We start from the raw sequence: 22,615 nt of genomic DNA on the forward strand, positions 1-22,615 counted from the left end.
ATAATGACCACTAAAGGGAAAAGCTGGCGTCTGGCCACTATCGCAGCGGCACTGATGATGGCGGGCTCAGCTTGGGCCACCGAATACTCTGCCAGTTTCAAGAACGCCGACATTGAAGAGTTCATCAATACGGTGGGCAAGAACCTCAATAAAACCATCATCATAGAGCCCTCGGTGCGCGGCAAGATCAACGTGCGCAGCTACGACCTGCTCAATGAGGAGCAGTACTACCAGTTCTTCCTGAGCGTGCTCGACGTCTACGGCTTTGCCGTGGTGCCGATGGACAACGGGGTGCTCAAGGTGCTGCGCTCGCGGGATGCTAAGACCTCCGCCATTCCGGTGGTGGATGGCAGCAACCCGGGCTCCGGCGACGAGATGGTGACTAGAGTAGTACCGGTGCGCAACGTCTCGGTCCGCGAACTGGCACCGCTGCTGCGCCAGCTCAACGACAACGCCGGTGGTGGCAACGTGGTGCACTACGAGCCCTCCAATGTGCTGCTGATCACCGGCCGCGCCGCCGTGGTCAACCGCTTGGTGGAGGTGGTGAACCGGGTCGACCGCGCCGGCGATCAGGATGTGGACATCATCAAGCTCAAGTTCGCCTCGGCAGGTGAAATGGTGCGGCTGGTGACCAACCTCAACAAGGATGGCAACCCCCAGGGCGGCACCGCCTCCCTGCTGCTCTCCCCCAAGGTGGTGGCCGACGAGCGCACCAACTCTGTGGTGGTGAGTGGTGAGCCGAAAGCGCGCGCCCGCATCATCCAGATGGTGCGCCAGCTTGACCGCGACCTGCAGAGCCAGGGCAACACCCGGGTCTTCTACCTCAAATATGGCAAGGCCAAAGACATGGTCGAGGTGCTCAAGGGCGTCAGCTCCAGCATCGAGGCCGACAAGAAGGGCGGCGGCGCAACCACAGGTGGCGCCAGCATCGGCGGTGGCAAGCTGGCCATCTCAGCCGACGAGACCACCAATGCGCTGGTCATCACCGCCCAGCCGGACGTGATGTCCGAACTGGAGCAGGTGGTGGCCAAGCTCGATATCCGCCGCGCCCAAGTGCTGGTGGAGGCGATCATCGTCGAGATGCAGGATGGCGACGGCCTCAGCCTTGGCGTCCAGTGGGGCAATGCCAACGGCGGTGGCACCCAGTTCACCAACTCAGGTCTGCCTCTCGGCAGCGCCATTGCGGCGGGCAAGGATTACCAGAATGGCAAGACCGACACCGCTGCCGGTCTGCTGAAAGAGTTCAACGGCATGGCCGCCGGTTTCTATCACGGCGACTGGGCCATGCTGGCCACGGCGCTGGCCTCCAACACCAAGAACGATATTCTCTCCACCCCGAGTATCGTCACCATGGACAACAAGGAGGCCTCCTTCAACGTCGGTCAGGAGGTCCCGGTCCAGAGCGGTTCGCAAAGCTCCACCACCAGCGATCAGGTGTTCAACACCATCGAGCGCAAGACGGTGGGCACCAAGCTGGTGGTGACCCCGCAGATCAACGAAGGGGATTCGGTGCTGCTCAATATCGAGCAGGAGGTCTCCAGCGTCGCCCAGACCCAGGCGACCGGTACTGCCAACCTTGGCCCCACTTTCGATACCCGTACCGTCAAGAACGCGGTGCTGGTCAAAAGCGGCGAAACTGTGGTGCTGGGCGGTTTGATGGACGAACAGACCAAGGAGCAGGTCTCCAAGGTGCCGCTGCTTGGCGATATTCCGGTGCTGGGCTATCTGTTCCGCTCCACCTCCAACACCACCTCCAAGCGCAACCTGATGGTCTTTATCCGGCCGACCATCTTGCGTGATGCGGATGTCTATACCGGTGTCTCCAGCAACAAGTACTCCCTGTTCCGCGCCGAGCAGCTCAATGCCGCTTCGCAGGAGGGGTATCTCACCTCCCCCGCCCGTCAGGTATTGCCTGCCTATGGCCAGGATGTGATGGTGTCGCCCGAGCTGCAAAAAGAGATCCAGAAGCAGATCAACGAGATGCGGAGCAGACAGCAAAGCACTGTCGAGACCACCACCCCGTTTGTGCAGAGTAAGCCCTGATGAGTGCCTACCATCTGGATGGAAGCGCCGGGCCTGCGCCACTGCCCGAGCTCCCCTTTGTCTTTGCCCGCAACTTCGGGGTGATCCTGATTGAGCGGGAGGGCGCTCCCGTGCTGCAGTGCCGCCCTGGCGTCACCCCGCAGGCCCTGCTGGAGGTGCGGCGGGTCGCTGGTTGCAGCTTCGCGGTGGAGCAACTCGACAACGAGGCCTTCGAAGAGCTGCTGATGGCCCACTACCAGCGCGACTCTTCCGAGGCGCGCCAGCTGATGGAAGATCTCGGCAACGAGATGGACTTCTTCGCCCTGGCCGAAGAGCTGCCGCAAAGCGAAGATCTGCTGGATGCCGATGATGACGCCCCCATCATTCGCCTCATCAACGCCATGTTGAGCGAGGCGATCAAGGAGGAGGCCTCCGATATCCATATCGAGACCTTCGAGCGGGCACTGGTCATTCGTTTTCGCATCGATGGGGTACTGCGGGAGATCCTGCGCCCCCATCGCAAGCTGGCATCACTGCTGGTCTCGCGGATCAAGGTGATGTCGCGGATGGATATTGCCGAGAAGCGGGTACCGCAGGATGGCCGTATCTCGTTGCGTATCGGCGGTCGTGCCGTCGACGTGCGGGTCTCCACCATGCCGTCCAGCTACGGCGAGCGGGTGGTATTGCGTCTGCTCGACAAGAACAACGTGCGTCTCGAGCTCAAGCAGCTGGGGATGACCGCGGCCAACCGCACCATCATCAGCGAGCTTATTCGCAAGCCCCACGGCATTATTCTGGTTACCGGCCCGACCGGTTCCGGTAAATCCACCACCCTCTATGCGGCGCTGTCTGAAATCAACTCGCGGGATCGCAACATCCTGACGGTGGAAGACCCCATCGAATATGACCTCGAAGGGGTGGGCCAGACCCAGGTCAACACCAAGGTGGACATGACCTTCGCCCGCGGCCTGCGCGCCATTCTGCGTCAGGATCCGGATGTGGTGATGGTGGGGGAAATTCGTGACCTCGAGACCGCCCAGATTGCGGTGCAGGCCTCCCTCACCGGTCACCTGGTGATGTCGACCCTGCACACCAACACCGCCATCGGCGCTATCACCCGGATGCGGGACATGGGGATCGAACCCTTCCTGCTCTCATCGTCCCTGCTGGCGGTGCTGGCCCAGCGGCTGGTGCGCACCCTCTGCCCCGATTGCCGTGCCCCGCGCCCCATCACCGAGCAGGAGCGCCTCGCCATGGGCATCGAGCTGGCCCCCGATCAGCAGGTGTGGCGTCCGGTCGGGTGCGAGCTGTGCAACCACACCGGCTACCGTGGCCGGACCGGCATCCACGAGCTGGTGGTGATCGACGAAGCGGTGCGTGAAGCCATTCACAGTGCCAGCGGTGAGCTCGCCATCGAGCGGCTGATCCGCGGCCACACCCCCAGCATCCGCCGTGACGGCATCGACAAGGTCCTCAAGGGGCAAACCAGCCTCGAAGAGGTGCTGCGCGTGACCCGGGAAGATTGAGATGGCGGCATTCGAATACAAGGCCCTCGACAACAAGGGGCGCAGCAAGAGCGGCGTAATGGAGGGCGACTCGGCCCGTCAGGTACGCCAGCTGCTGCGCGAACAGGGGCTCACTCCCCTTGAGGTGAACGAGACCACCGAGAAGGCGAAACGGGAAGCGACCCGCTTCGCCCTGTTTCGGCGCGGTGCCAGCACTGCCGAGCTGGCCCTTATCACTCGCCAGCTGGCCACTCTGGTGGGCGCCGGTCTCACCATCGAAGAGGCGCTCAAGGCGGTAGCCGAGCAGTGCGAAAAGGCCCACTTGCGATCTCTGGTGGCCACTGTGCGCAGCAAGGTGGTGGAAGGCTATTCGCTGGCCGACTCGCTGGGGGCTTTTCCCCATGTGTTCGACCAGCTGTTTCGCTCCATGGTGGCGGCCGGTGAAAAATCGGGCCATCTGGAGAAGGTGCTCAACCGCCTCGCCGACTACACCGAACAGCGCCAACATATGCGCACCAAGCTGTTGCAGGCGATGATCTACCCCATCGTGCTTACCTGTGTCGCCATCGGGGTTATTTCGATCCTGCTTACCGCCGTGGTGCCCAAGGTGGTGGCCCAGTTTGAACACATGGGCCAGCAGTTGCCGGGCACCACCCGCTTTCTCATCGGTACCAGCGAACTGATGCAGGCCTACGGCCTCTGGTTCCTGCTGCTGATCTTCCTTGGCAGCTTTGTCTGGCGCTGGTGGCTCACTGATGAAAAACGCCGCCGACGCTGGCATCAGGTGCTGCTCGGTCTGCCGGTGATTGGCCGGGTCAGTCGCGGTCTCAACACCGCCCGCTTCGCCCGTACTTTAAGCATCCTCAACGCCAGTGCGGTGCCGCTGCTGGAGGGGATGAAGATCTCCGGCGAAGTGCTCTCCAACGACTTTGCCAGAATGCGCATTCTCGAGGCCGCCGAACGGGTGCGCGAGGGGACCAGTCTGCGCAAGTCGCTGACCGAGACCAAGATTTTCCCGCCCATGATGCTGCACATGATCGCCTCCGGCGAGCAGAGCGGCGAGCTCGACAGCATGCTGGAGCGGGCGGCAGACAACCAGGATCGGGAGTTTGAATCCCAGGTCAATATCGCCCTCGGGGTGTTCGAACCCATGCTGGTGGTCTCCATGGCCGGGGTGGTGCTGTTTATCGTGATGTCGATCCTGCAGCCGATCCTCGAGCTCAACAATATGGTGAATATGTAAGTTTCCGGTGTTCGGTGGCGCCGCTGGCGGCCCGTCGAACCCACCCAGTGATCACTCTCTGATGGGCCATCCCATCTCATTCGTTACGGAGCAACTCATGAACAAACGTCGTCAATCCGGTTTTACCCTGCTGGAAGTCATGGTGGTCATCGTGATCCTCGGCATTCTGGCCAGTCTGGTGGTGCCCAACCTGATGGGCAACAAGGAGAAAGCTGACCAGCAGAAAGCGGTCTCCGATATCGTGGCGCTGGAAAACGCCCTCGACATGTACAAGCTGGACAACAACCGCTACCCGACCACAGAACAGGGTCTGGACGCGCTGGTGACCAAGCCTTCCATCGATCCGGCGCCGCGCAGCTACCGCGATGGCGGCTACATCAAGCGCCTGCCGCAAGATCCCTGGGGCAACCCGTACCAGCTGCTGAGCCCGGGCCAGTTCGGCAAGATCGACATCTTCTCCATGGGTCTGGATGGTGAAGCCGGTACCGATGACGACATCGGCAACTGGAACCTGAAGGATTTCCAATAAGTGATATGTCGCCACCGCACTCCTTGTGAGCTGACTGCATGAAGCGATCTCTCTCCTTTCATCGTCAATCCGGCTTTACCCTACTGGAGGTGCTGCTGGTCGCCATGCTGATGGGGCTGGTGGCCACCGCCGTCACCCTCAGCATGGGAGGCGCCAGAGGGGATCGGGAGCTGGACAAGCAGGCGCGTCGCCTGATGGCGACGCTGCAGCTGGCGCAGGAGTATGCGGTGATGGATGGTCGGCTGGTAGGCATTCGCATCGAGGATAACGGCTGGCAGTTTATGCAGCGTCAGGCCAAGGATCGCAAGTGGCTGGCCCTGACTGGCGACAAGCAGCTGGGGCCGGTGCAACTGGCCGAGAACATGACGCTGGCGCTGGAGCTGGAAGGCTTTGGCTGGCAGCCGGACTCCGACGAGAAAACCGAACAGAAGCGCGACGAGAAGGAGCGCACGCCGCAGTTGCTCATCTTCCCGGGCGGCGAGCTGAGCCCGTTCGTGCTCACCTTCACCCAGCAGGATGACGATGCCCGCTACACCCGCATCGTCAAGGGGGACGAGTTCGGCCGCCTCACCCTGCTCACCGGCGATGAAGATGAAGAGGTGAGCGAATGAACGCCCGCGGTATGACCTTACTCGAAGTGATGGTGGCGCTGGCGGTCTTTGCCATCGCGGGTCTCGCGGTAATGAAAACCGCCAGCGAACACCTCTCGGCCCTCAACTATCTGGAGCAGAAGACACTCGCCACCTGGGTGGTGGAGAACCAGCTGGTGCAACAGAAGCTCGAGAACAAGTGGCCAGGTGACAGCTGGGTGGAAGGGGATGAGCAGATGGCGGGCAGCACCTGGTACTGGCGCTATCGCGGCGTTGCCACCGCCGACAACAACTTCCGGGCGCTCGATATGGAAGTGCGTACCGAGGCCAAGGCCGAGAACCCGGTCGCCATGATGCGGACCTATATCAGCCGATGACTCAGCACTCCGCCCGCACGCCTCGCCCCGTCCGCCATGCCGGTTTTACCCTGCTCGAAATGCTGGTGGCGATCGCCATCTTCGCCACTCTCAGCATGGGCGCTTATCAGGTGCTGCAAGGGGTGCTCACCAGCGACGAGGTAGCCAAGCGCAAGGAGGCCCGCCTCAACGAACTGCAACTCGCCTTCACCCTGCTGGAGCGAGACATCACCCAGATGGTGCCGCGCAGCGGTCGCATCGAGGGGGAGAACAACAAGGTGCTGCTGGCGGCCTCCCGTTTCGGCCAGCAGAGCGATGACTGGGGTATGGCTTTTATGCGCAGCGGCTGGCTCAACCCGGACGGCATGCTGCCCCGCTCCCATCTGCAGCGGGTCGGCTGGCGCCTCAAGGATCAGAAGCTGGAGCGCCTGAGCTACCTCTATCCGGATCCGGTGATCGGCACCGAGCCGCGCATCCAGCCGGTGCTGACGGGGGTCACGGCGTTTCGCCTCTACTTCTTCGACAAGGGCAACTGGAAAGAAGAGTGGAGCCAGCGCAGCGTGCTACCCCACGGGCTGGCAGTGGAGCTGGATCTGGAAGATTACGGCACCATTCGCCGCCAGTTCCTGATTGGCGCCGGCGGCCAGCGCGCCGAAGAGAACAGCCAGAGCAGCAACCCCGACCAAGGGGGTGGCAGCAACAGCAGTAACGGGAACAATGGCGGCAACAGCAATACCAATGGCGGTAATGGTGACAGCCAGAACGGAGGGGGCGCCAATGCGGGCTAATCTCGCCGCTCCCGGTCGCCAGCGCGGCATGGCGCTGCTGGTGGTGCTGCTGATCCTCTCGGTAATGGTGATCATCGCCAGCAATATGAGCGGCCGCCTGCAGCTTGAGCTGCGCCGCACCGCCAACATCACCACCGGCAAACAGGCGTGGTGGTATGCCCTCTCGGCGGAAGCGCTGGTGAGCAAGGTGCTGACGCAGGATTTCAAGGACAACCCCGAGGTGGTCAACCTCAGCCAGAACTGGGCCCGCAAGAACACTGTATTTCCGGTGGACGATGGCCAGCTCAAGGGCGAGGTGACCGACCTGCAATCCTGCTTCAACCTCAACAGCCTGAGCGTGGCCTCCAAGGCGGGAAGCGGCGAGGAGCTGGCGCAGCAGCCCTATCCGGTGCAGGTGTTTCGCGAACTGCTCAAACAGCTGGCGATGGATGATTACGAGGCAGCCCAGCTCACCGACGCCATCCGTGACTGGACCGACAAGGATACGGTGCTGGTCTCCAGCCTTGGCGCCGAGGACGCCTATTACGAGGGGCTCAAGCCACCCTATCTGACCGCCAACCAGTGGATGCTGGGCAAGGATGAGCTGCGGGCGGTGCGCGGGGTGACGGCAAGGGTCTATGCCAAACTGGCCCCCTATGTCTGCACCCTGCCCAACGACAAGTTGAAGATCAATATCAATACCCTTGCCCCCCAGCGCCCCGAACTGCTGGTCGCCCTCTATCTGGGCACTATCGGGCTGGATGACGCCAAGCGAGTACTGAACGAGCGGCCACAGAAGGGGTGGAAAGAGAGCAAGCTGATGACAGACATGCTCGCTCCGGTCGATGCGGTGAAAGGGCTGAAAGAGGCGCTGGTGGTCAAGAGCGACTTCTTCGAAGCCCGAGTCGTGGCCGAGGTCGGCGACAACCGGGCCTGGCTCGAAACCCTGTTCCAGCGGGGCAAGGACAATAAACTGGTGATGCTGCGCCGCCTCAGTAGTGGCGCCGAATAAACAGCGCACCTGCAGGCCATCGCCCGCGGGTACGAGAGATGTTGGATGCAGCCTGCGGGCTGCGCACCGGTTGCCAGGGCGCACAACGCCCTTTGCAAACCGGTATCGCAGGAGAGAGATGCGTGAGCGAAAGTCTGGTCATCCGACTGGGGACCAATAAACAACAACCCGTGGCCTGGCTGGTCTGGTCCGGTCAGGAGCAGGAGATCATCGCCTCCGGCACCCTGCCCTCGGCCGATGCCCTGAGCGAGCTGCAGGAGCGGGCCGGTGGCCGCCCCGTGGTCACCCTGGTGCCGGGCAGCGATCTGATCTTCCGGCGCGTCACCCTGCCTGGTCGCTACAACCGCCAGTCGGCGGCGGCCCTCCCCTACCTGCTGGAGGAGCAGATCGCCTCCGATGTGGACGAGCTCCATCTGGTGGTGCTGGCCCACGAAGGGCAACAGGTCGACCTGATGGCGGTGGATCGGCAGAAGATGACCGAGTGGCTCGGCTGGCTCGATGCCGCTGGCCTCAAGAGCCTGCAACTGCTGCCCGATGTGCTGGCGCTGCCACAGGCCGCTGATGGCTGGTCTGCGCTGCAACTCGGCAATGAGTGGCTGGTACGCCAGGGCCCCTGTCAGGGGATCGTCGCCGACGAGCCGCTGCTAGCTATCTTGCTGGCGACTGAAGCGGAGCCGGTCACCATCCACAGCCACACCCCGGTGCCCGCCATTGCAGCCGCCAACTGGCAGGCGGCGGAGCCTGAACTCCCTATGCTGCTGCTGGCCAAGGGGGCACTCACCTGCCGCGCCAACCTGCTGACCGGCCCCTATCGACCCCAGACCGAATATGCCCGCTACTGGTTACAGTGGCGCAAGGTGGCCATCACCGCAGGCTTGTTGCTGCTGGTGGCCCTCGGCCAGCGCGGGGTGCAGCTCTATCAGCTCACCGAGCAGGACAAGGCGCTGAAAGCGGAGATCCGCGCCGTCTATACCCGCATCTTCCCGGGTGAGAGCCGTATCGTGAACGTGCGCAGCCAGATGAACCAGCATCTGCAACAGCTGGGACAAGCCCCGCAAAACGGCGTGCTGCTGATGCTCACCGAGCTGGCCCCCACCTTTGCCGAAGTCCCCGGTCTGAAACCGCAGGTGATGCGCTTTGATGCCAGTCGCCGCGAGCTGCGGCTGCAGGTGACCGCCCCAGGCTTTGCCGAGATCGAGCGGTTCCGCGAGCTGGCAGGCAAGCAATTCGAGGTACAGCAAGGCGAGGTGCGCAGCACCGAGGGCAAGGTAGAGGGCGCACTGGTGCTCAAGGGTAAATCATCATGATAGAAAAATTGCAGAGCTGGTGGCACGGCATCACCGCACGGGAACAGCGGCTGGTGGTCGCAGGTAGCGCCCTGCTGCTGGTCGGTCTCTTCTACTGGAGCGTCTGGCAGCCCATCGCCAACCGCATCGCGGAGCGGGAGCGGCAGGTGCAAAACCAGCAGCAGACCCTCGCCTGGCTCAAGGAGAAGGGGGAAGAGGTGCTGGCCATGCAGGGGGGCTCGGGTCGCCAGATCGACACTAGCGGCACCCTGGAAGGGGTGGTCAACCGCACCGCCTTCAACCACAAGATCAAGATTGCCCGGCTGCAACCCCAGGCGCAGGAGCTGCAAGTGTGGATCGACACGGTCCAGTTCGATGACTTGCTGCTCTGGCTCTCCACACTGGTGGAGCAGCACGGCATTCAGGTTCAAATCATCGAGATCGCCCGCGAGGATCTGGCCCCGGGTCTGGTCAAGGTCAGACGTTTGCAGTTGAGTCGTCCACAATGAAAAAACGCATCCTGATTGCCAGCCTGTTTCTGGCCGCCTATCTGGTCTTCCTGCTGGCCACCCTGCCCGCGGCACTGGTGGCTCGCCATCTGCCGCTGCCTGCCAACATTGCCAACCTGCTGAAACTGGAAGGGGTGAGCGGCACCCTCTGGAGTGGCCAGATTGCCCGACTGCAATATGCCAGCGAATCGGTGAACCAACTGCGCTGGGATCTCAACGGCTGGTCACTGCTGCGCTTCGCCCCCGAAGTGGCCATACGCTTTGGCGATCGCAACGGATTCAATGGTCAGGGCGTTGTCGGCTGGAATGGCGCCGCCTTCGGCCGGGATCTAACCCTCAACGCCCCCGCCCCCTGGTTGCTGAGCCGGGTGCCGATGCGCCTGCCGATCCCGCTCACCGTCAGCGGTCAGCTGCAGCTCAAAGTGGAGCAATTTGCCCAGGGCAACCCCTGGTGTGACAACCTCTACGGCAACCTCGACTGGTACAACGCCAGCGCCGATACCCCGGCGGGCAAGCTGGATCTGGCCGATCCTGAGCTGAAGCTCACCTGCCTCGACTCCAAACTGGTGGCCGAACTCAAGCAGGGCTCGGATGCGGTGCAGACCATGGGGCACCTCGAGCTGCAACCCAATGGCCAATACCTGTTCCAGGGCACCCTGAAGCCAGGCCCAGAACTGCCGCCACAGATGCAGCAAGGGCTCCCCTTCCTCGGCCAGCCCGACAGTCAGGGCCGCTTCCCCCTGCGCTATCAGGGTCGGATCTAACCCCTGCTGCGACAAGGCCCCGAAGTATTTCCGGGGCCTTTATCCGCTAATAACCTGCTCCTGTTACCAATATTTGCTTATCTCTCGGCGCAACGCTTCGGCGGTTGCCTGACCGCTTTCCGATGCCAGTGCCCGTCCGGCGATAAAGGTCTTGGCCCGGATCCCTTCAAACAGATGGATATCTTCCGGCACGATACCGCCGGTAATCGACAGCTCCAGCCCCAGTTCGGAGAGTGCCCGCATCTTGCTCAAATCGGCCTGTGTCCAGCTGACTCCGGCCAACTCGGCATCCCGCGAGCGGTGATAGATAGCCTGGGTGATCCCCATATCGGCCCACTGTTTGGCATCATCCAGCGTCCAGTTGCCATAGATCTCGATCTGGATCTCCCCACCAAACTCGTCCGCGACTTTCTTGCAGGCAGCAATGGTAGCGACATGTGCGGCGGCCGATACCGTGATCCAGTCAGCTCCGGCTGAGAAGGCCATGCGAGCCAGAATGGCACCACCATCTGTGGTCTTCATATCACACACGATAATGTGATCAGGATGATGCTCGCGCATGGTGCGTACCGCAGACATCCCTTCTGCAAAAGCCAGAATAGTGCCGACCTCGATCACCTCGACATAACTGGCGACGCGATCGGCAATATCCACAGCGGTAGCAAGCTCGGTAGAATCGAGAGCAATCTGTAACATGGGTTTGGTCATACTATATTTCCTCAATTTAAAACATTGGCAGAATAGATTGGCCCATTGATTTAAAGTCGATAAAGGGCCGTAACCTGACGTCACTAACATAAATAGATGGGCAATTTAAATAACGGGGCGACTAATTAGCGCTGGCCGTAATAGGCATTCTCACCATGCTTTCTGAAATAGTGTTTGTCGGACAACTCCTGCGTAATATGGATGGCCGGATTCAACGCTCTGGTTGCCAGCGCCATGGTAGCGACCTCCTCCAGCACCAGCGCATTGTTCACCGCATCCACCGCACTCTTGCCCCAGCAGAAGGGGGCATGACCGGTGATGACCACGCCTGGCAAGGCCTGCGGATCCAGATCCCGTCGCTGAAATTCTTCGACAATGACCTTGCCGGTATTTTTTTCATAATCAATGTGGATTTCATCTTCAGTCAGCGGACGGGTGCAGGGAATATCGCCATAGAAATAATCGGCATGAGTGGTACCCAAGGCGGGAATATCCATTCCTGCTTGCGCCCAAATAGTGCCATGACGGGAATGGGTGTGCACAATACCGGAAATGCCTTTAAACGCTTTATATAAAACCAGATGAGTTGCGGTATCACTGGACGGGGATAAATGCCCATCAACGATCTGGCCTTCCAAATTAACGACCACGATATCATCAACAGTCATATTGTCGTAAGAGACCCCCGATGGCTTGATGGCCACCACGCCCAAGCTGCGATCAATCTGGGATACATTGCCCCAAGTCAGGGTAACCAGACCGTACCGGGGCAACAGCAGGTTGGCCTCCAGTACCGCCTCTTTTAATGAGTTGTACATTTCGTTCTCCTGGGCCCCTTGCGGAACCCCGTTGGGTGCCTCAGACCACTTGCGCCAGCGCCTGATCAATGACGTTGAATACATCTGCTGTGCTCTGACACGCTCGCAGCTTGTCGAGGTTGATCCCGCTCTCGCTGCATTCATCCTCCAGCACCTGAGTCACCTCCATCAGCCCCTCCATGTGTTCATCCGAGGTGCTGCCCGCCAGCGTTACCAGCACGTCCACCGGCTCCTCTTCCCCTTCAAATTTCACCGGCGTGGTCAGGGTGACCAGTGCAAACGCCGTGCGATTGACTCCATCCTCCGGCCTCGCATGGGGCATCGCGAATTGGGGGGCAATCACGATATAGGGCCCCATCTTTTCAATGCTGCCGATGATCGCATCGTGGTAACGCGGCTCCACGGCGCCGGAGCGGATCAGCATGTCAGTACCCAGCTTGATGGCGCTGCGCCAGTCGCTGGCGGCCGAGTTGAGCAATACAGAGTTGTTTTCCATCAGCGATTGTTTGAATTTCATCTTGTTCTCCTTGCCCGCTGCCGAGTGCAGCGAGGATCATCGGCTTAATTTGCAAAGTTGTTCTTGATGATGCCCAGCAGTTCATCACCAAACGAATTGGGGTTGAGCATGTTCTGCACGCCCAGCACGAATTTGCCCTCACCGGGGATCATCTCGCCGGCCAGATGCTTGGAAGAGACGATGATGTCGGTGGTCTGCAGCTTGGTTTTGTAATCAGCAACGGCGCAGGAATCCATGACATGGGGCACGCCACGCTGTTCGAGAAACTTGCCGATCTTCATCTTCATCATCATGGATGAGCCCTGACCGTTGCCGCATACCGCCAGGATCCGCACTGCATGCCCCCCTTTGGCACTCTCGACTGGCGAGGCTGGCAGATCGGCCGCGTCTTCTGCCACGGCAGCACTCGGGACAGCCATATCCTCTTCCATGCGCAGGGTGCGGGAAGCGAAGTACATATAAAGCCCGGCGCCAGCCAGTAACACCACGAAGAACAGGGATGACAGCGAGAGGCCCTGCATGATCACCGGGAATACCAGCGCCCAGTCAGCCATCCCCATCCAGCCATTGAAGCTGGTGCCATTGACCGCGAACAGGTGGATAGCCCAGGCAGAGCCAAGCACCTCGATGATCCCCATGACGAAGCAGATCTTCATCACCGCTCGCCAGCCGCCAAAGTGGTTGGCGAACACCCCTATGGTGGCGTTGGAGAAGAACATGGGAATGAAGCCCGGGATAATCATGATGGGCGCCTGGAATGCCAGCAGGGCAAGCACAGCAAGGAACTGACCGATAGCCCCCCACATGAAGCCAAAGACCATGGCATTCGGCGAGTAGGCGTAGATAGCGGCGCAATCGATTGCCAGGACGGCGTTGGGAATGACCCGTTCGGAGATCCCCTTGAAGGCCTCGGAGAGTTCGGCAACGAACATCCGCACCCCCACCACGATGACCTGAATGGCGACCGCAAACTTGAGACCGGTTTCGAGAATGTAGATGGACCAGTGAGTCTGGCCCGCCATCTGTTGCAGATTATCGAGGCCAAACGAGAGCAGGATGATACCGAAGAAGATGGTCATCACGATGGCGGTCGCCGTGATGCTGTCGTGGAAGATGTGCAGCCACTTTGGCAGCTTCAGGTGATCGACGCTCTCTTCTTTATTGCCCAGTTTCGGAGCCACCTTGGTGGCAATCCAGGAAGCGACCTGTTGCTGGTGGCCGATGGAGAACCCCGCCCCGCCTGTCACTTCCTGAGTCGGCTTGAACATGATGTTGGAGGAGATCCCCCAATAGAGCGCCATGATGACGGCGGAATAGAGGATGGTTTCCCACATCGAGGCCCCCATCACCATATAGAAGACCGCGATCAGACCTACCTGCTGAAACATGATGTGGCCGGTCAGCATGATGGTGCGGATCCCGGTATAGCGCCGCAGCAACACCAGCAGAATATTGAGGGCAAGGGCCAGCAATACCGCATATCCGACCCAGGAGTAGTTCTCTCCCATGGTTTCCATGGTCGCCATCATGGTGGTGTAGGGGTCAATCACTGAACCGGTGAGGTGATGATATTCCGCAATCTTGTCCACCACCGGCTTGAAGCCGGCCACCAGCGTACTGGCGCCCACCTGCACCAGCATGAAACCGACGATGGTCTTCACCGTCCCCTTGACGACCGTCGTGCCATCCTGCTTGAGCAACAGGTAGCCAATACAGGTCACCAGCCCCAACAGCAGGGGTGCCTTGGTCATCACCTGACTGTAAAAGATGTAAAAAGCGTTGTAGAGGGTTTCCATATTTATGCTCCGTCCAGATGAGGACAACTCATGGCTATTGGATTGGTGCGGACATCTCACCATTCATATGGGCATTGCTTTACCTGACGCCCCGCGAGCAGATTCAACTGCCACCACTCACTATCAAATTCAAAATAATCATACATAATCATAACGTGATTTATTGTGATGAAGATCGAGGTCGAGAGAATCTCTTTTTTCCACCATCTGGATGTAAAATTTCGGTTAAAAGGGTACTCAAAGCTGCATAAAAGGATTCAAATAATTCCTATAAATAGACAAAAAAAAAGTAAAACCAATAAATACAATCACTTAAAAAGGTACTCATCTCTTGATTGTGATATGCCGCAATTAATCTCACAAAACAATCACTACAATCATTGATAATCACAAATACGGGTAATATAGTCATAACCAATCAAAGCAAATCACTGACTCGCAACCATGCAAGTCATGTCATCACCCGATGAATCACCACTGTGTGAACCATCCAAATCAGAAAGGTATGTGAGATGAGCAAGATTGAAGAAATCACCCGTGAATCGTGGATCCTCAGCACCTTCCCCGAGTGGGGCACCTGGCTGAATGAAGAGATTGAGCAGGAAGAGGTCAAACCGAATACCTTCGCCATGTGGTGGCTGGGTTGCACCGGTATCTGGCTGAAGTCTGCCGGCAATACCAACATCTCCATCGACTTCTGGTGCGGCACGGGCAAGCGAACCCATGGTAATCCCTACATGAACAAGCAGCACCAGATGATGCGGATGGGGGGCGTGCGCAAGCTGCAACCCAACCTGAGAACCTCACCTTTCGTGCTCGATCCGTTCGGGATTAAAGATATCGATGCAGTGCTCGCTACCCACGATCATGCCGACCATATCGACGTCAATGTGGCGGCTGCCGTGCTGCAAAACTGTGGTGAGCATGTGAAGTTCATCGGCCCGAAAGCCTGTGTCGACCTCTGGTTGCGCTGGGGGGTGCCTGCCGAGCGTTGCGTGGTGGCCCGCGTAGGTGACGAGATCCCGGTGGGCGATATCGTGATCCAGGTACTCGATGCCTTTGACCGTACCGCGCTGGTCACCCTGCCGGCGGGGGTCTCCTCCACCGACAAGAGCATTCTGGATGGCATGGATGATCGGGCAGTGAACTATCTGGTCAAGACATCCGGGGGCAACCTCTACCACTCGGGTGATTCTCACTACTCCAACTACTACGCCAAGCATGGCAATGACTACCAGATCGATGTGGCGCTGCTCTCTTATGGCGAGAACCCCCGCGGCGTGACCGACAAGATGACCTCATCAGACATCTTGCGGGCCGGGGAGTCCCTCAACACCAAGGTGGTGATCCCGTTCCACCACGATATCTGGGCCAACTTCCAAAGCGATCCCCGCGAGATCGAAGTGCTCTGGAACATGAAAAAAGATCGCCTCGGCTATCGCTTCAGCCCCTTCTTTTGGCAAGTCGGTGGCAAGTACACCTTCCCGACCGACCAGAGCAAGCTGCACTACCAGCACCCGCGCGGGTTCGATGACATCTTCATCGACGAGCCGGAGCTGCCTTACAAATCTTTCCTGTAAGCACGCCCTGTCAGACGTCGGGTAATACGAGGGAGGGTGATGGAGATGGGCCGGCAAGGCGTCATCTCAATCACCCCCTCTATTGCCCCCACCTCACCGGATAACAAGAAGATCAGACGATGCGCTATCACGCCCTGGCCCTCGATCTCGATGGCACCACCCTGACCAGTGCTCACACCATCATGCCGGCCGTCAAAGAGGCCATCATGAGGATCAAGGAGCAGGCCACCGTCATGCTGGTCACCGGCAGACACCACACGGCAGCCCACCCCTATCACCACGAATTGGGACTGACTACTCCCATCATCTGCTGTAACGGCACCTACGTTTACGACTACGACCGGCGCGCCGTGCTGGCAGAGAACGCCATTCCCCATGAACTGGCACAACGCTTTATCGCGCTGGCAAGGGAGCACCGGCTCAACCTCGTCATGTATGTCACTGACCGCATGGTCTACTCCGCTCATCAGCCGGTACGCTACGTGGCGGCCCTGCAGCAGTGGGCCAGCAGCTTTGCGCCGCCTATCCAGCCGCAGGTAGCCAGTGTTGACTCGTTTGAAGAGGAGTTGGCCAACAGCAGCCATGTCTGGAAGTTCGTGGCCGAGGGAGAAATCACCGCCATTCAGGCCTTCTCACATCACCCTTGGGTACGCGAACACTTCAGTGGTGAACAGTCCTGGGCCAATCGGGTTGATTTTGCCCGCCGTGGCAACAGCAAGGGAGCGCGACTGCAGGAGTATCTGGACCAGCAAGGGATCACCCCGGCACGACTGGTCGCCATCGGCGACAACCACAACGACACCTCCATGCTCTGCCTCGCGGGGATGGGCATCGCCATGGCCAATGCCGAGCAGGAGGTCAAACAGATGGCCAACCGGGTCACCCGCGAGAGCAATGACGAGGGCGGGATCCTCGAGGTATTGAACCGCTATTTTCCTATCTGAATGCAGGAGCTTGTATGCACCACTTTGACCATGCCTTACGCCTCGGCCTTTATGAAAAAGCGATGCCCTCTGCACTGGAGTGGCAAGAGAAAATTCTGTCGGCCAAGGAGCTTGGCTTTGATTTCATCGAGATATCCATTGATGAATCAGATGAAAAACTGCAACGGCTCGACTGGTCAGATAGCGAAATCTATCGGCTCAGACGCCTGTGCGAGCAGCACTACTTGCCGTTGCACTCCATGTGCCTGAGCGCCCATCGCCGCTTTCCGTTTGGTTCGCAGGATCCGGCCATCCGCGCGCAGGCGGCCATCATCATGGAAAAAGCGATCAACCTGGCCTACAAGCTCGGCGTTCGCTGCATCCAGCTGGCGGGCTATGACGTCTATTACGAACCGCAAAGCAACGAGACGCACCGCCACTTCATCGACGGGATGAAGGCGACAGCCAAAATGGCAGAGCGGGCAGGCATCATGCTGGGTGTGGAGATCATGGATACCCCCTACCTCAACTCCCTCAGCAAATTCGAGGTGCTGAAAAAGCAGATCCCCTCCCCCTACTTCATGGCCTACCCGGATGTCGGCAATATCACCGGCTGGAACTATGACACCTGTACCGAGCTGCAACTGAGTGCGGACCATATCGTACAGATCCACCTCAAAGATACCCGCAAGGTATCGGCCAGTTGCAGCGGGCAGTTCCGTGATCTGGTCATTGGCGAGGGAGAGGTCGACTTTGCCACCATTTTCCACACTCTGGCAAAAATCGGTTACAACGGCCCCCTGGTGCTGGAGATGTGGGCCAAGGATGAGGAGTGGGCCAGCAACCTGAAAACGGCCAAGGGGCGACTGGTCGAACACGCGCGGCAAGCCGGTCTGGCGATCGCCTGAAGGCTCATTATCAGAAGAGTTAACAAGGTTGCTGTCATCGACACCTATGCGCGATATAATCACCACCCAATCAGATTCAATCATCATTAGGCATGATATGACAGAAGCACATCGCCATAACGCCATTTTGGAACTGCTCAATCAGAAACGTCATCTGTCGGTCAACAGCATAATGCAAGCCTTTGATATCTCTCCGGCCACCGCGCGCCGCGATATCAACAAGCTCAATGACTCCGGCAAGCTGCGCAAGGTGCGCAACGGGGCCGAAGCCCTGATGCAGGCCAGAAAGGCCCACTGGTCTCCGCTCGACAGCAATGAAAGCCTCAATCACAGCGAAAAGGTGCGCATCGCCCAGGCGGCAGCAGCCCTGATCAAACCGGGGGAAAGCGCGGTCATCAACTGTGGCTCCACCGCCTTCGTGCTGGGTCAGGAGATCTGCGGGCAGGATGTTCAGGTCATCACCAACTACTTCCCGCTCGCCAACTACCTGATCGAGAATGACCATGACGGCGTGGTGATCATCGGCGGTCAATACAACAAGTCGCAATCCATCACCCTGGCACCGCAGGACGAGATCTCCTCCCTCTATGCCGGGCACTGGATGTTTACCAGCGGCAAGGGTGTCACCGCAGATGGTCTCTACAAGATGGATATGCTGACCGCGATGGCGGAGCAGAAGATGCTCAACCACGTCGGCCGGCTGGTGGTACTGGCTGACAGCAGCAAGGTGGGACAGCGGGCAGGCATGCTGTTTTGCGCCGCCAGCAAGATCGACATTCTGATCACCGGCAAGGATGCGGATAAAGAGGTTATCGAGCAGATCAAAGCCAGAGATGTGCAGGTCATTCTGGTCTAGGACATAAAGTGCCGGGGCGCTTTGTCGGCGCCTTCTTTCAAGACCATTTTCGGCCAGAAACCGTAGATACAAAAAGCCCAAGCGGGTGACCGCTTGGGCTTTCTCTTTGAATATGGCGGAGGAGGTGGGATTTGAACCCACGGATGGTCGCCCATCGCCGGTTTTCAAGACCGGTGCATTCAGCCGCTCTGCCACCCCTCCGAACGGCGTGCATACTACGCTAAGCCCTTGTTCATATGCAATACATATTTCCTGTGGGATAGTGTGCGGGAGCAAAATGGCAGGTGGCTTGAAATTGTTCCTCGTCATCCCTATTTGTTCTACATACAATGCGTAAACATGCAGTAACAAACAGCGATCACGAGGCGGCTGCTCGCCGTCTCACCCGGACATCAAGAGGACACCCAAGATGGATACCCGTTCTATCTACACTGGCACCCAAAGTGCCGTACGCGATACCAACAAGGTGCTGCGTAACACCTATATGCTGCTCTCCCTCACTCTGGGCTTCTCTGCCGTGGTGGCGGGGGTCGCTACCGTGATGAACATGCCGCCGCTGCACTGGGCCGTGTTCCTGATCGGTGTCTACGGTCTGATGTTCCTGACCGAGAAGAATCGCAACAACGGCATGGGGCTGGTCTTCACCTTCGCCCTGACCGGTCTGCTGGGCTATAGCTTGGGCCCCATCATCAACATGTACATGAACAATGGTGGTGGCGAGATCGTGATGACCGCCCTTGGCGGCACCGCGCTCACCTTCTTCGGTCTGTCGGCCTATGCCCTGACTACCAAGCGTGACCTCTCTTTCATCGGCGGCATGCTGTTCGTCGGTTTCTGGGTACTGCTGGTGGCCATGATTGCCAACATCTTCCTGCAGATGAGCGCCCTGAGCCTGGCTCTGTCCGCCATGTTCATGCTCTTCTCCTCCGGGGCCATCCTGCTGACTACCCAGCAGATCGTGCGCGGCGGCGAGACCAACTACATCTCCGCCACCGTCACCCTGTATGTCTCCATCTACAACATCTTCCTGAGCTTGCTGAGCCTGCTTGGCGGCAACCGCAACTAATCAGAAACCCCGCTTCGGCGGGGTTTTTATTGGCTCCTCTTTCTGTCAGGATAAGTTGTAAATCAAGGATATGAAGCGAAGTGGCCCTGATTTGGATCAGGGCCACTTCGCGCTTGGCTGGTTACTATCTCGCTCTCGTTTCGATCAAGGGTTTCACCTGTCTCATGCCGATGGATCTCTCTGGCCTGCTGCGCCGACTGCTGATTGATAGTCACATCGATTTTGCTTCGCTCAAGGGTGGTGCCTAGCATGCCCATGGAATTCTCCGGTTTGTTACGCCGACTGCTGACCGATAGTCACATCTACTTCGCTCTCAAAGTGCTGCTGGCCATTCTCGGTCTGCTCGCCTTTACCCTGGCCACCGGCAATATCCAGCTCACCGTGCTGCTCTCCCTCGGGGTCGTGGCGGGCGCCATCGCCGAAACCGATGACAGCCTGTGGGGACGCCTTAAAAACCTCGCCATGACGCTGATTTGCTTCATGTTTGCGTCCCTATGCGTGCAGTATCTCTACCCCACCCCCTGGCTGTTTGCCATTGGGCTCGCCAGCTCCACCTTTATCTTCGTGATGGTGGGGGCGCTCGGCGCCCGCTACGCCACCATCAGCTTCGGCTCGCTGCTGATCGCCATCTACACCATGCTGGGTGCCGCCAAGGCACCGGATCTCTTCTACCAGCCGCTGGCCCTCGGCGCTGGCGCCCTCTGGTACGGGCTGGTCTCTTTCATCTGGCTCTGGCTGCTCCCCTACAAAACCCTGCACGAGCAACTGGCCCAGAGCTACTTCGCCCTTGGTCGCTACCTGCTGGAAAAATCCCGCTTCTTCCCGGCGGACGAGCACGGCGCTCAGGCCATTCGCCACAATCTGGCCCAGCTCAATATCAATCTGGTGAGCGCGCTGACCCTCACCAAATCGGCCCTCAACGCCCGCCTGAGCCGCCGCCATCCGGCGAGCCCCGAGCTGGCCAGCTTGCTGCGCCTCTATCTGCTGGCGCTGGAAATTCACGAGCGTGCCACCTCCAGCCACTACCCCTACAGCCGGCTGGAAGCGGAGCTCAAGCAGGGCATCGTACTGGAAGGGTTTCAGGAGGTGTTCCTGCAACTCTCCGAGGCGTGCCAGCGGCTCGGTTATGCCATTCTGGTGCACAAGCCCTACGCCCATAACAAGCGCATTCACTGGACACTGGAGGCCCTCGGCGATCAGCTGGAGTTCACCAATCTCAAGCAGCACTACCCGAAAACCCTGCTGACGCCGATGAAGTTCCTGCGCCGTAATCTGGCCAGCATCAACCAGCTGCTGGGCAGCGCCGAAGTGTTGCAAAACCCCGAACAGCCAGAGCAGGAGCTGCCCGCGCTGGCGCGCCCGCCCCGCCTGCCGCTGCTGACCCAGCTCAAGCAGCACCTCACCTTGCACTCCATGGTGTTTCGCCACGCGCTGCGTTTGTCACTCGGGCTGGTGATCGGCTACGGCATACTGCAAACCTTTGATCTGGAAAAGGGCTACTGGATTTTGCTGACCGTGCTGTTTGTCTGCCAGCCCAGCTACAGCGCCACCCGCCGCCGACTGGTGCAGCGGATGCTCGGCACCTTCGCAGGTATTCTGGTGGGTATTCCGGTGCTCTGGCTCTTCCCCGAGCTGCACGTTCAGCTGGTGGTGATGGGGCTCGCCGCCTTCCTGTTTTTCACCCAAGTGCGCAACAACTACAGCGCCGCGGTCTGCTTTATCACCCTCTACGTGCTGATGGCGTTCAACCTGCTTGATGGCATCGGCTTTGCCATTCTGGGGCCGCGCTTGCTCGATACCCTGCTCGGCTGCCTGATCTCCTACGGGCTGGTGGCCTGGCTCTGGCCGGACTGGCAGTACAAGCGGCTGCCGACGCTTATCGCCAATTCGCTCTCGGCCAACGCCCGCTACCTCTCGGCGGTGCTGGCGAGCCTCAAGCAGCAGCGCGATGAGTCCATCGACTATCGGGTGGCGCGCAAGAGCGCCCATCTGGCGGACAGCGAACTGGCCACCGCCTGGCAGAGCATGCTGGTGGAGCCGCAAAAGCGCCGCCGCTTCCTCGATCTCTGCTTTACCCTCACCTGGCGCAATCACGCTCTGCTCTCCTACATCTCGGCGCTGGGGGCCCATCGCGACAAGCTGGAGGCCATCAGCGGACTGGATGAGGTACGCCACCATATCTGCCACACCCTTGAGCAGGCCGCCGGTCATCTGGCGGGCAACCCCTCCAGCTCCATCGGAGGTCAGTGCCCGGTTATAAGTCCGGATAGCAGCGAGGAGCAGCTGATGCTGACCCAGCAGCTCAACCTGATCAGCGAGCTGGCGGATCAGCTGCTGCATCTGGCCAACGAGAGTCGGTTGCTCACCGGGGATCAAGGCGCTACCATGCCCGCCCAATCCTGATAGCCCCATTAGCGAGGAGCCCCCATGTCTGCGTCCGAAAAACATCAGCTGGAATTCAACGGCCAACTCATCGAGACCGATGCCAAGGGCTACCTGCTCAACAGCAACGACTGGAGCGAGGAGCTGGCGCTGGTGCTGGCTGCGCAGGAGGGGATCACGCTTGAGGAGCCGCACTGGGAAGTGGTGCGCTTTGTGCGCGCCTTCTATCTGGAGTTCAACACCTCCCCTGCCATCCGCGCGCTGGTCAAGGCGATGGAGAAGCAGTACGGCCCCGAGAAGGGCAACAGCCGCTATCTCTACAAGCTGTTCCCGGAAGGGCCCGCCAAGCAGGCAACCAAGATTGGCGGCCTGCCCAAGCCGGTAAAGTGCATCTGATCCCATGCATCTCATCCCATAACAACGGGGGGCCGCAACTGCGGCCCCCCGTTGTGTTTGGTGCGCTATCTTCGCGCACCTC

21 protein-coding genes, 1 tRNA gene and 1 pseudogene are annotated in these 22,615 nt (G+C 59.5%); 18 read left to right on the forward strand and 5 right to left on the reverse strand.

The annotated features are described in order from the left end of the window. The first annotated feature begins 3 nt into the window (after nt 1–3). The 11 genes and pseudogenes from exeD to exeN all read left to right on the forward strand — a co-directional run bounded on the left by exeD (nt 4) and on the right by exeN (nt 10,583). The gene (gene exeD, locus AB5Y97_RS14815; protein WP_005359020.1) at nt 4–2,043 is read left to right on the forward strand and encodes a GspD family T2SS secretin variant ExeD; all 2,040 of its coding nucleotides are present in this window, start codon (nt 4–6) and stop codon (nt 2,041–2,043) included. Then, complete coding sequence (gene exeE / locus AB5Y97_RS14820) at nt 2,043–3,548, forward strand: GspE family T2SS ATPase variant ExeE (protein ID WP_075115638.1); 1,506 nt, start codon at nt 2,043–2,045, stop codon at nt 3,546–3,548. Before exeD ends, exeE begins: the two co-directional genes overlap by 1 nt. A gap of 1 nt (nt 3,549) precedes the next feature. Continuing rightward, on the forward strand, nt 3,550–4,770 hold the full coding sequence (gene exeF / locus AB5Y97_RS14825) for a GspF family T2SS innner membrane protein variant ExeF (protein WP_005338296.1): 1,221 nt from the start codon (nt 3,550–3,552) through the stop codon (nt 4,768–4,770). Nucleotides 4,771–4,867: 97 nt separating this feature from the next. Continuing rightward, a complete protein-coding gene (gene exeG, locus AB5Y97_RS14830) occupies nt 4,868–5,299 on the forward strand; it encodes a GspG family T2SS major pseudopilin variant ExeG (RefSeq protein WP_005338297.1) in 432 nt (143 codons plus the stop codon). 38 nt (nt 5,300–5,337) lie between these two features. Continuing rightward, complete coding sequence (exeH, locus tag AB5Y97_RS14835) at nt 5,338–5,910, forward strand: GspH family T2SS minor pseudopilin variant ExeH (RefSeq protein WP_005350046.1); 573 nt, start codon at nt 5,338–5,340, stop codon at nt 5,908–5,910. Continuing rightward, nucleotides 5,907–6,266, forward strand: a complete 360-nt coding sequence (gene exeI / locus AB5Y97_RS14840; RefSeq protein ID WP_005338301.1) for a GspI family T2SS minor pseudopilin variant ExeI — start codon at nt 5,907–5,909, stop codon at nt 6,264–6,266. Before exeH ends, exeI begins: the two co-directional genes overlap by 4 nt. Then, nucleotides 6,263–6,910, forward strand: a pseudogene (gene gspJ / locus AB5Y97_RS14845) (type II secretion system minor pseudopilin GspJ); the annotation flags it as partial. The gene exeI and the pseudogene gspJ, both read left to right, overlap by 4 nt. Nucleotides 6,911–7,022: 112 nt before the next feature. Then, nucleotides 7,023–8,024 (forward strand): GspK family T2SS minor pseudopilin variant ExeK, encoded by a 1,002-nt coding sequence (exeK, locus tag AB5Y97_RS14850; protein WP_005359007.1) that lies wholly within the window; start codon nt 7,023–7,025, stop codon nt 8,022–8,024. A 122-nt stretch (nt 8,025–8,146) separates the two neighbouring features. Then, the gene (gene exeL / locus AB5Y97_RS14855; RefSeq protein WP_274160718.1) at nt 8,147–9,331 is read left to right on the forward strand and encodes a GspL family type II secretion system protein ExeL; all 1,185 of its coding nucleotides are present in this window, start codon (nt 8,147–8,149) and stop codon (nt 9,329–9,331) included. Beyond that, nucleotides 9,328–9,819 carry a GspM family type II secretion system protein ExeM gene (gene exeM, locus AB5Y97_RS14860; protein WP_368158305.1) on the forward strand — a complete coding sequence of 164 codons (492 nt, stop codon included), beginning with the start codon at nt 9,328–9,330 and terminating at the stop codon, nt 9,817–9,819. Before exeL ends, exeM begins: the two co-directional genes overlap by 4 nt. Beyond that, nucleotides 9,816–10,583, forward strand: a complete 768-nt coding sequence (exeN, locus tag AB5Y97_RS14865) for a GspN family type II secretion system protein ExeN (protein ID WP_368158307.1) — start codon at nt 9,816–9,818, stop codon at nt 10,581–10,583. Before exeM ends, exeN begins: the two co-directional genes overlap by 4 nt. A 63-nt stretch (nt 10,584–10,646) precedes the next feature. Here exeN and AB5Y97_RS14870 read toward each other — a convergent pair whose 3' ends face one another. The 4 genes from AB5Y97_RS14870 to AB5Y97_RS14885 form a co-directional block, all read right to left on the reverse strand. Then, nucleotides 10,647–11,291, reverse strand: a complete 645-nt coding sequence (locus AB5Y97_RS14870) for a 3-keto-L-gulonate-6-phosphate decarboxylase UlaD (RefSeq protein WP_201947963.1) — start codon at nt 11,289–11,291, stop codon at nt 10,647–10,649. Nucleotides 11,292–11,416: 125 nt separating this feature from the next. After that, nucleotides 11,417–12,109, reverse strand: coding sequence for an L-ribulose-5-phosphate 4-epimerase (locus tag AB5Y97_RS14875; protein ID WP_042083634.1), 693 nt, complete (start codon nt 12,107–12,109; stop codon nt 11,417–11,419). A gap of 40 nt (nt 12,110–12,149) precedes the next feature. Beyond that, nucleotides 12,150–12,626, reverse strand: a complete 477-nt coding sequence (locus AB5Y97_RS14880; RefSeq protein WP_042083631.1) for a PTS sugar transporter subunit IIA — start codon at nt 12,624–12,626, stop codon at nt 12,150–12,152. Between the two features lie 44 nt (nt 12,627–12,670). Continuing rightward, complete coding sequence (locus AB5Y97_RS14885) at nt 12,671–14,422, reverse strand: PTS ascorbate-specific subunit IIBC (RefSeq protein WP_201947962.1); 1,752 nt, start codon at nt 14,420–14,422, stop codon at nt 12,671–12,673. 512 nt (nt 14,423–14,934) lie between these two features. On the opposite strand from AB5Y97_RS14885, the gene ulaG reads away from it, so the two are divergent. From ulaG to ulaR, 4 genes are all read left to right on the forward strand, one after another. Next, the gene (ulaG, locus tag AB5Y97_RS14890) at nt 14,935–16,002 is read left to right on the forward strand and encodes an L-ascorbate 6-phosphate lactonase (protein WP_021229099.1); all 1,068 of its coding nucleotides are present in this window, start codon (nt 14,935–14,937) and stop codon (nt 16,000–16,002) included. 119 nt (nt 16,003–16,121) lie between these two features. Further along, nucleotides 16,122–16,946 (forward strand): Cof-type HAD-IIB family hydrolase, encoded by an 825-nt coding sequence (locus AB5Y97_RS14895; protein WP_201947960.1) that lies wholly within the window; start codon nt 16,122–16,124, stop codon nt 16,944–16,946. A gap of 14 nt (nt 16,947–16,960) precedes the next feature. Then, complete coding sequence (locus AB5Y97_RS14900) at nt 16,961–17,833, forward strand: L-ribulose-5-phosphate 3-epimerase (RefSeq protein ID WP_201947958.1); 873 nt, start codon at nt 16,961–16,963, stop codon at nt 17,831–17,833. A gap of 97 nt (nt 17,834–17,930) precedes the next feature. Further along, a complete protein-coding gene (gene ulaR, locus AB5Y97_RS14905; protein WP_069526315.1) occupies nt 17,931–18,689 on the forward strand; it encodes an HTH-type transcriptional regulator UlaR in 759 nt (252 codons plus the stop codon). A 113-nt stretch (nt 18,690–18,802) separates the two neighbouring features. Here ulaR and AB5Y97_RS14910 read toward each other — a convergent pair. Continuing rightward, nucleotides 18,803–18,890 (reverse strand) — tRNA-Ser (locus tag AB5Y97_RS14910). Nucleotides 18,891–19,098: 208 nt separating this feature from the next. On the opposite strand from AB5Y97_RS14910, the gene AB5Y97_RS14915 reads away from it, so the two are divergent. From AB5Y97_RS14915 to AB5Y97_RS14925, 3 genes are all read left to right on the forward strand, one after another. Then, nucleotides 19,099–19,755 carry a Bax inhibitor-1/YccA family protein gene (locus AB5Y97_RS14915; RefSeq protein WP_005338308.1) on the forward strand — a complete coding sequence of 219 codons (657 nt, stop codon included), beginning with the start codon at nt 19,099–19,101 and terminating at the stop codon, nt 19,753–19,755. Between the two features lie 249 nt (nt 19,756–20,004). After that, nucleotides 20,005–22,158, forward strand: coding sequence for a YccS family putative transporter (yccS, locus tag AB5Y97_RS14920; RefSeq protein ID WP_201947507.1), 2,154 nt, complete (start codon nt 20,005–20,007; stop codon nt 22,156–22,158). Between the two features lie 24 nt (nt 22,159–22,182). Beyond that, nucleotides 22,183–22,533 (forward strand): TusE/DsrC/DsvC family sulfur relay protein, encoded by a 351-nt coding sequence (locus tag AB5Y97_RS14925; protein WP_019446869.1) that lies wholly within the window; start codon nt 22,183–22,185, stop codon nt 22,531–22,533. Nucleotides 22,534–22,615 lie beyond the last annotated feature (82 nt).

This window comes from Aeromonas sp. R10-2 (genome assembly GCF_040908445.1).
Classification (GTDB): domain Bacteria; phylum Pseudomonadota; class Gammaproteobacteria; order Enterobacterales; family Aeromonadaceae; genus Aeromonas; species Aeromonas veronii.

Bases quoted from the DNA above. Each gene is read 5' to 3' on its own strand.
- exeK (WP_005359007.1), top strand. From the start codon at position 7,023: ATGCGGGCTAATCTCGCCGCTCCCGGTCGCCAGCGCGGCATGGCGCTG.
- ulaR (WP_069526315.1), top strand. From the start codon at position 17,931: ATGACAGAAGCACATCGCCATAACGCCATTTTGGAACTGCTCAATCAG.
- AB5Y97_RS14925 (WP_019446869.1), top strand. From the start codon at position 22,183: ATGTCTGCGTCCGAAAAACATCAGCTGGAATTCAACGGCCAACTCATC.
- exeN (WP_368158307.1), top strand. From the start codon at position 9,816: ATGAAAAAACGCATCCTGATTGCCAGCCTGTTTCTGGCCGCCTATCTG.
- AB5Y97_RS14880 (WP_042083631.1), bottom strand. From the start codon at position 12,626: ATGAAATTCAAACAATCGCTGATGGAAAACAACTCTGTATTGCTCAAC.
- exeH (WP_005350046.1), top strand. From the start codon at position 5,338: ATGAAGCGATCTCTCTCCTTTCATCGTCAATCCGGCTTTACCCTACTG.
- exeF (WP_005338296.1), top strand. From the start codon at position 3,550: ATGGCGGCATTCGAATACAAGGCCCTCGACAACAAGGGGCGCAGCAAG.
- AB5Y97_RS14915 (WP_005338308.1), top strand. From the start codon at position 19,099: ATGGATACCCGTTCTATCTACACTGGCACCCAAAGTGCCGTACGCGAT.
- AB5Y97_RS14885 (WP_201947962.1), bottom strand. From the start codon at position 14,422: ATGGAAACCCTCTACAACGCTTTTTACATCTTTTACAGTCAGGTGATG.
- AB5Y97_RS14875 (WP_042083634.1), bottom strand. From the start codon at position 12,109: ATGTACAACTCATTAAAAGAGGCGGTACTGGAGGCCAACCTGCTGTTG.
- exeG (WP_005338297.1), top strand. From the start codon at position 4,868: ATGAACAAACGTCGTCAATCCGGTTTTACCCTGCTGGAAGTCATGGTG.
- AB5Y97_RS14900 (WP_201947958.1), top strand. From the start codon at position 16,961: ATGCACCACTTTGACCATGCCTTACGCCTCGGCCTTTATGAAAAAGCG.
- exeE (WP_075115638.1), top strand. From the start codon at position 2,043: ATGAGTGCCTACCATCTGGATGGAAGCGCCGGGCCTGCGCCACTGCCC.
- AB5Y97_RS14895 (WP_201947960.1), top strand. From the start codon at position 16,122: ATGCGCTATCACGCCCTGGCCCTCGATCTCGATGGCACCACCCTGACC.
- exeD (WP_005359020.1), top strand. From the start codon at position 4: ATGACCACTAAAGGGAAAAGCTGGCGTCTGGCCACTATCGCAGCGGCA.
- yccS (WP_201947507.1), top strand. From the start codon at position 20,005: ATGCCCATGGAATTCTCCGGTTTGTTACGCCGACTGCTGACCGATAGT.
- exeM (WP_368158305.1), top strand. From the start codon at position 9,328: ATGATAGAAAAATTGCAGAGCTGGTGGCACGGCATCACCGCACGGGAA.
- ulaG (WP_021229099.1), top strand. From the start codon at position 14,935: ATGAGCAAGATTGAAGAAATCACCCGTGAATCGTGGATCCTCAGCACC.
- exeI (WP_005338301.1), top strand. From the start codon at position 5,907: ATGAACGCCCGCGGTATGACCTTACTCGAAGTGATGGTGGCGCTGGCG.
- AB5Y97_RS14870 (WP_201947963.1), bottom strand. From the start codon at position 11,291: ATGACCAAACCCATGTTACAGATTGCTCTCGATTCTACCGAGCTTGCT.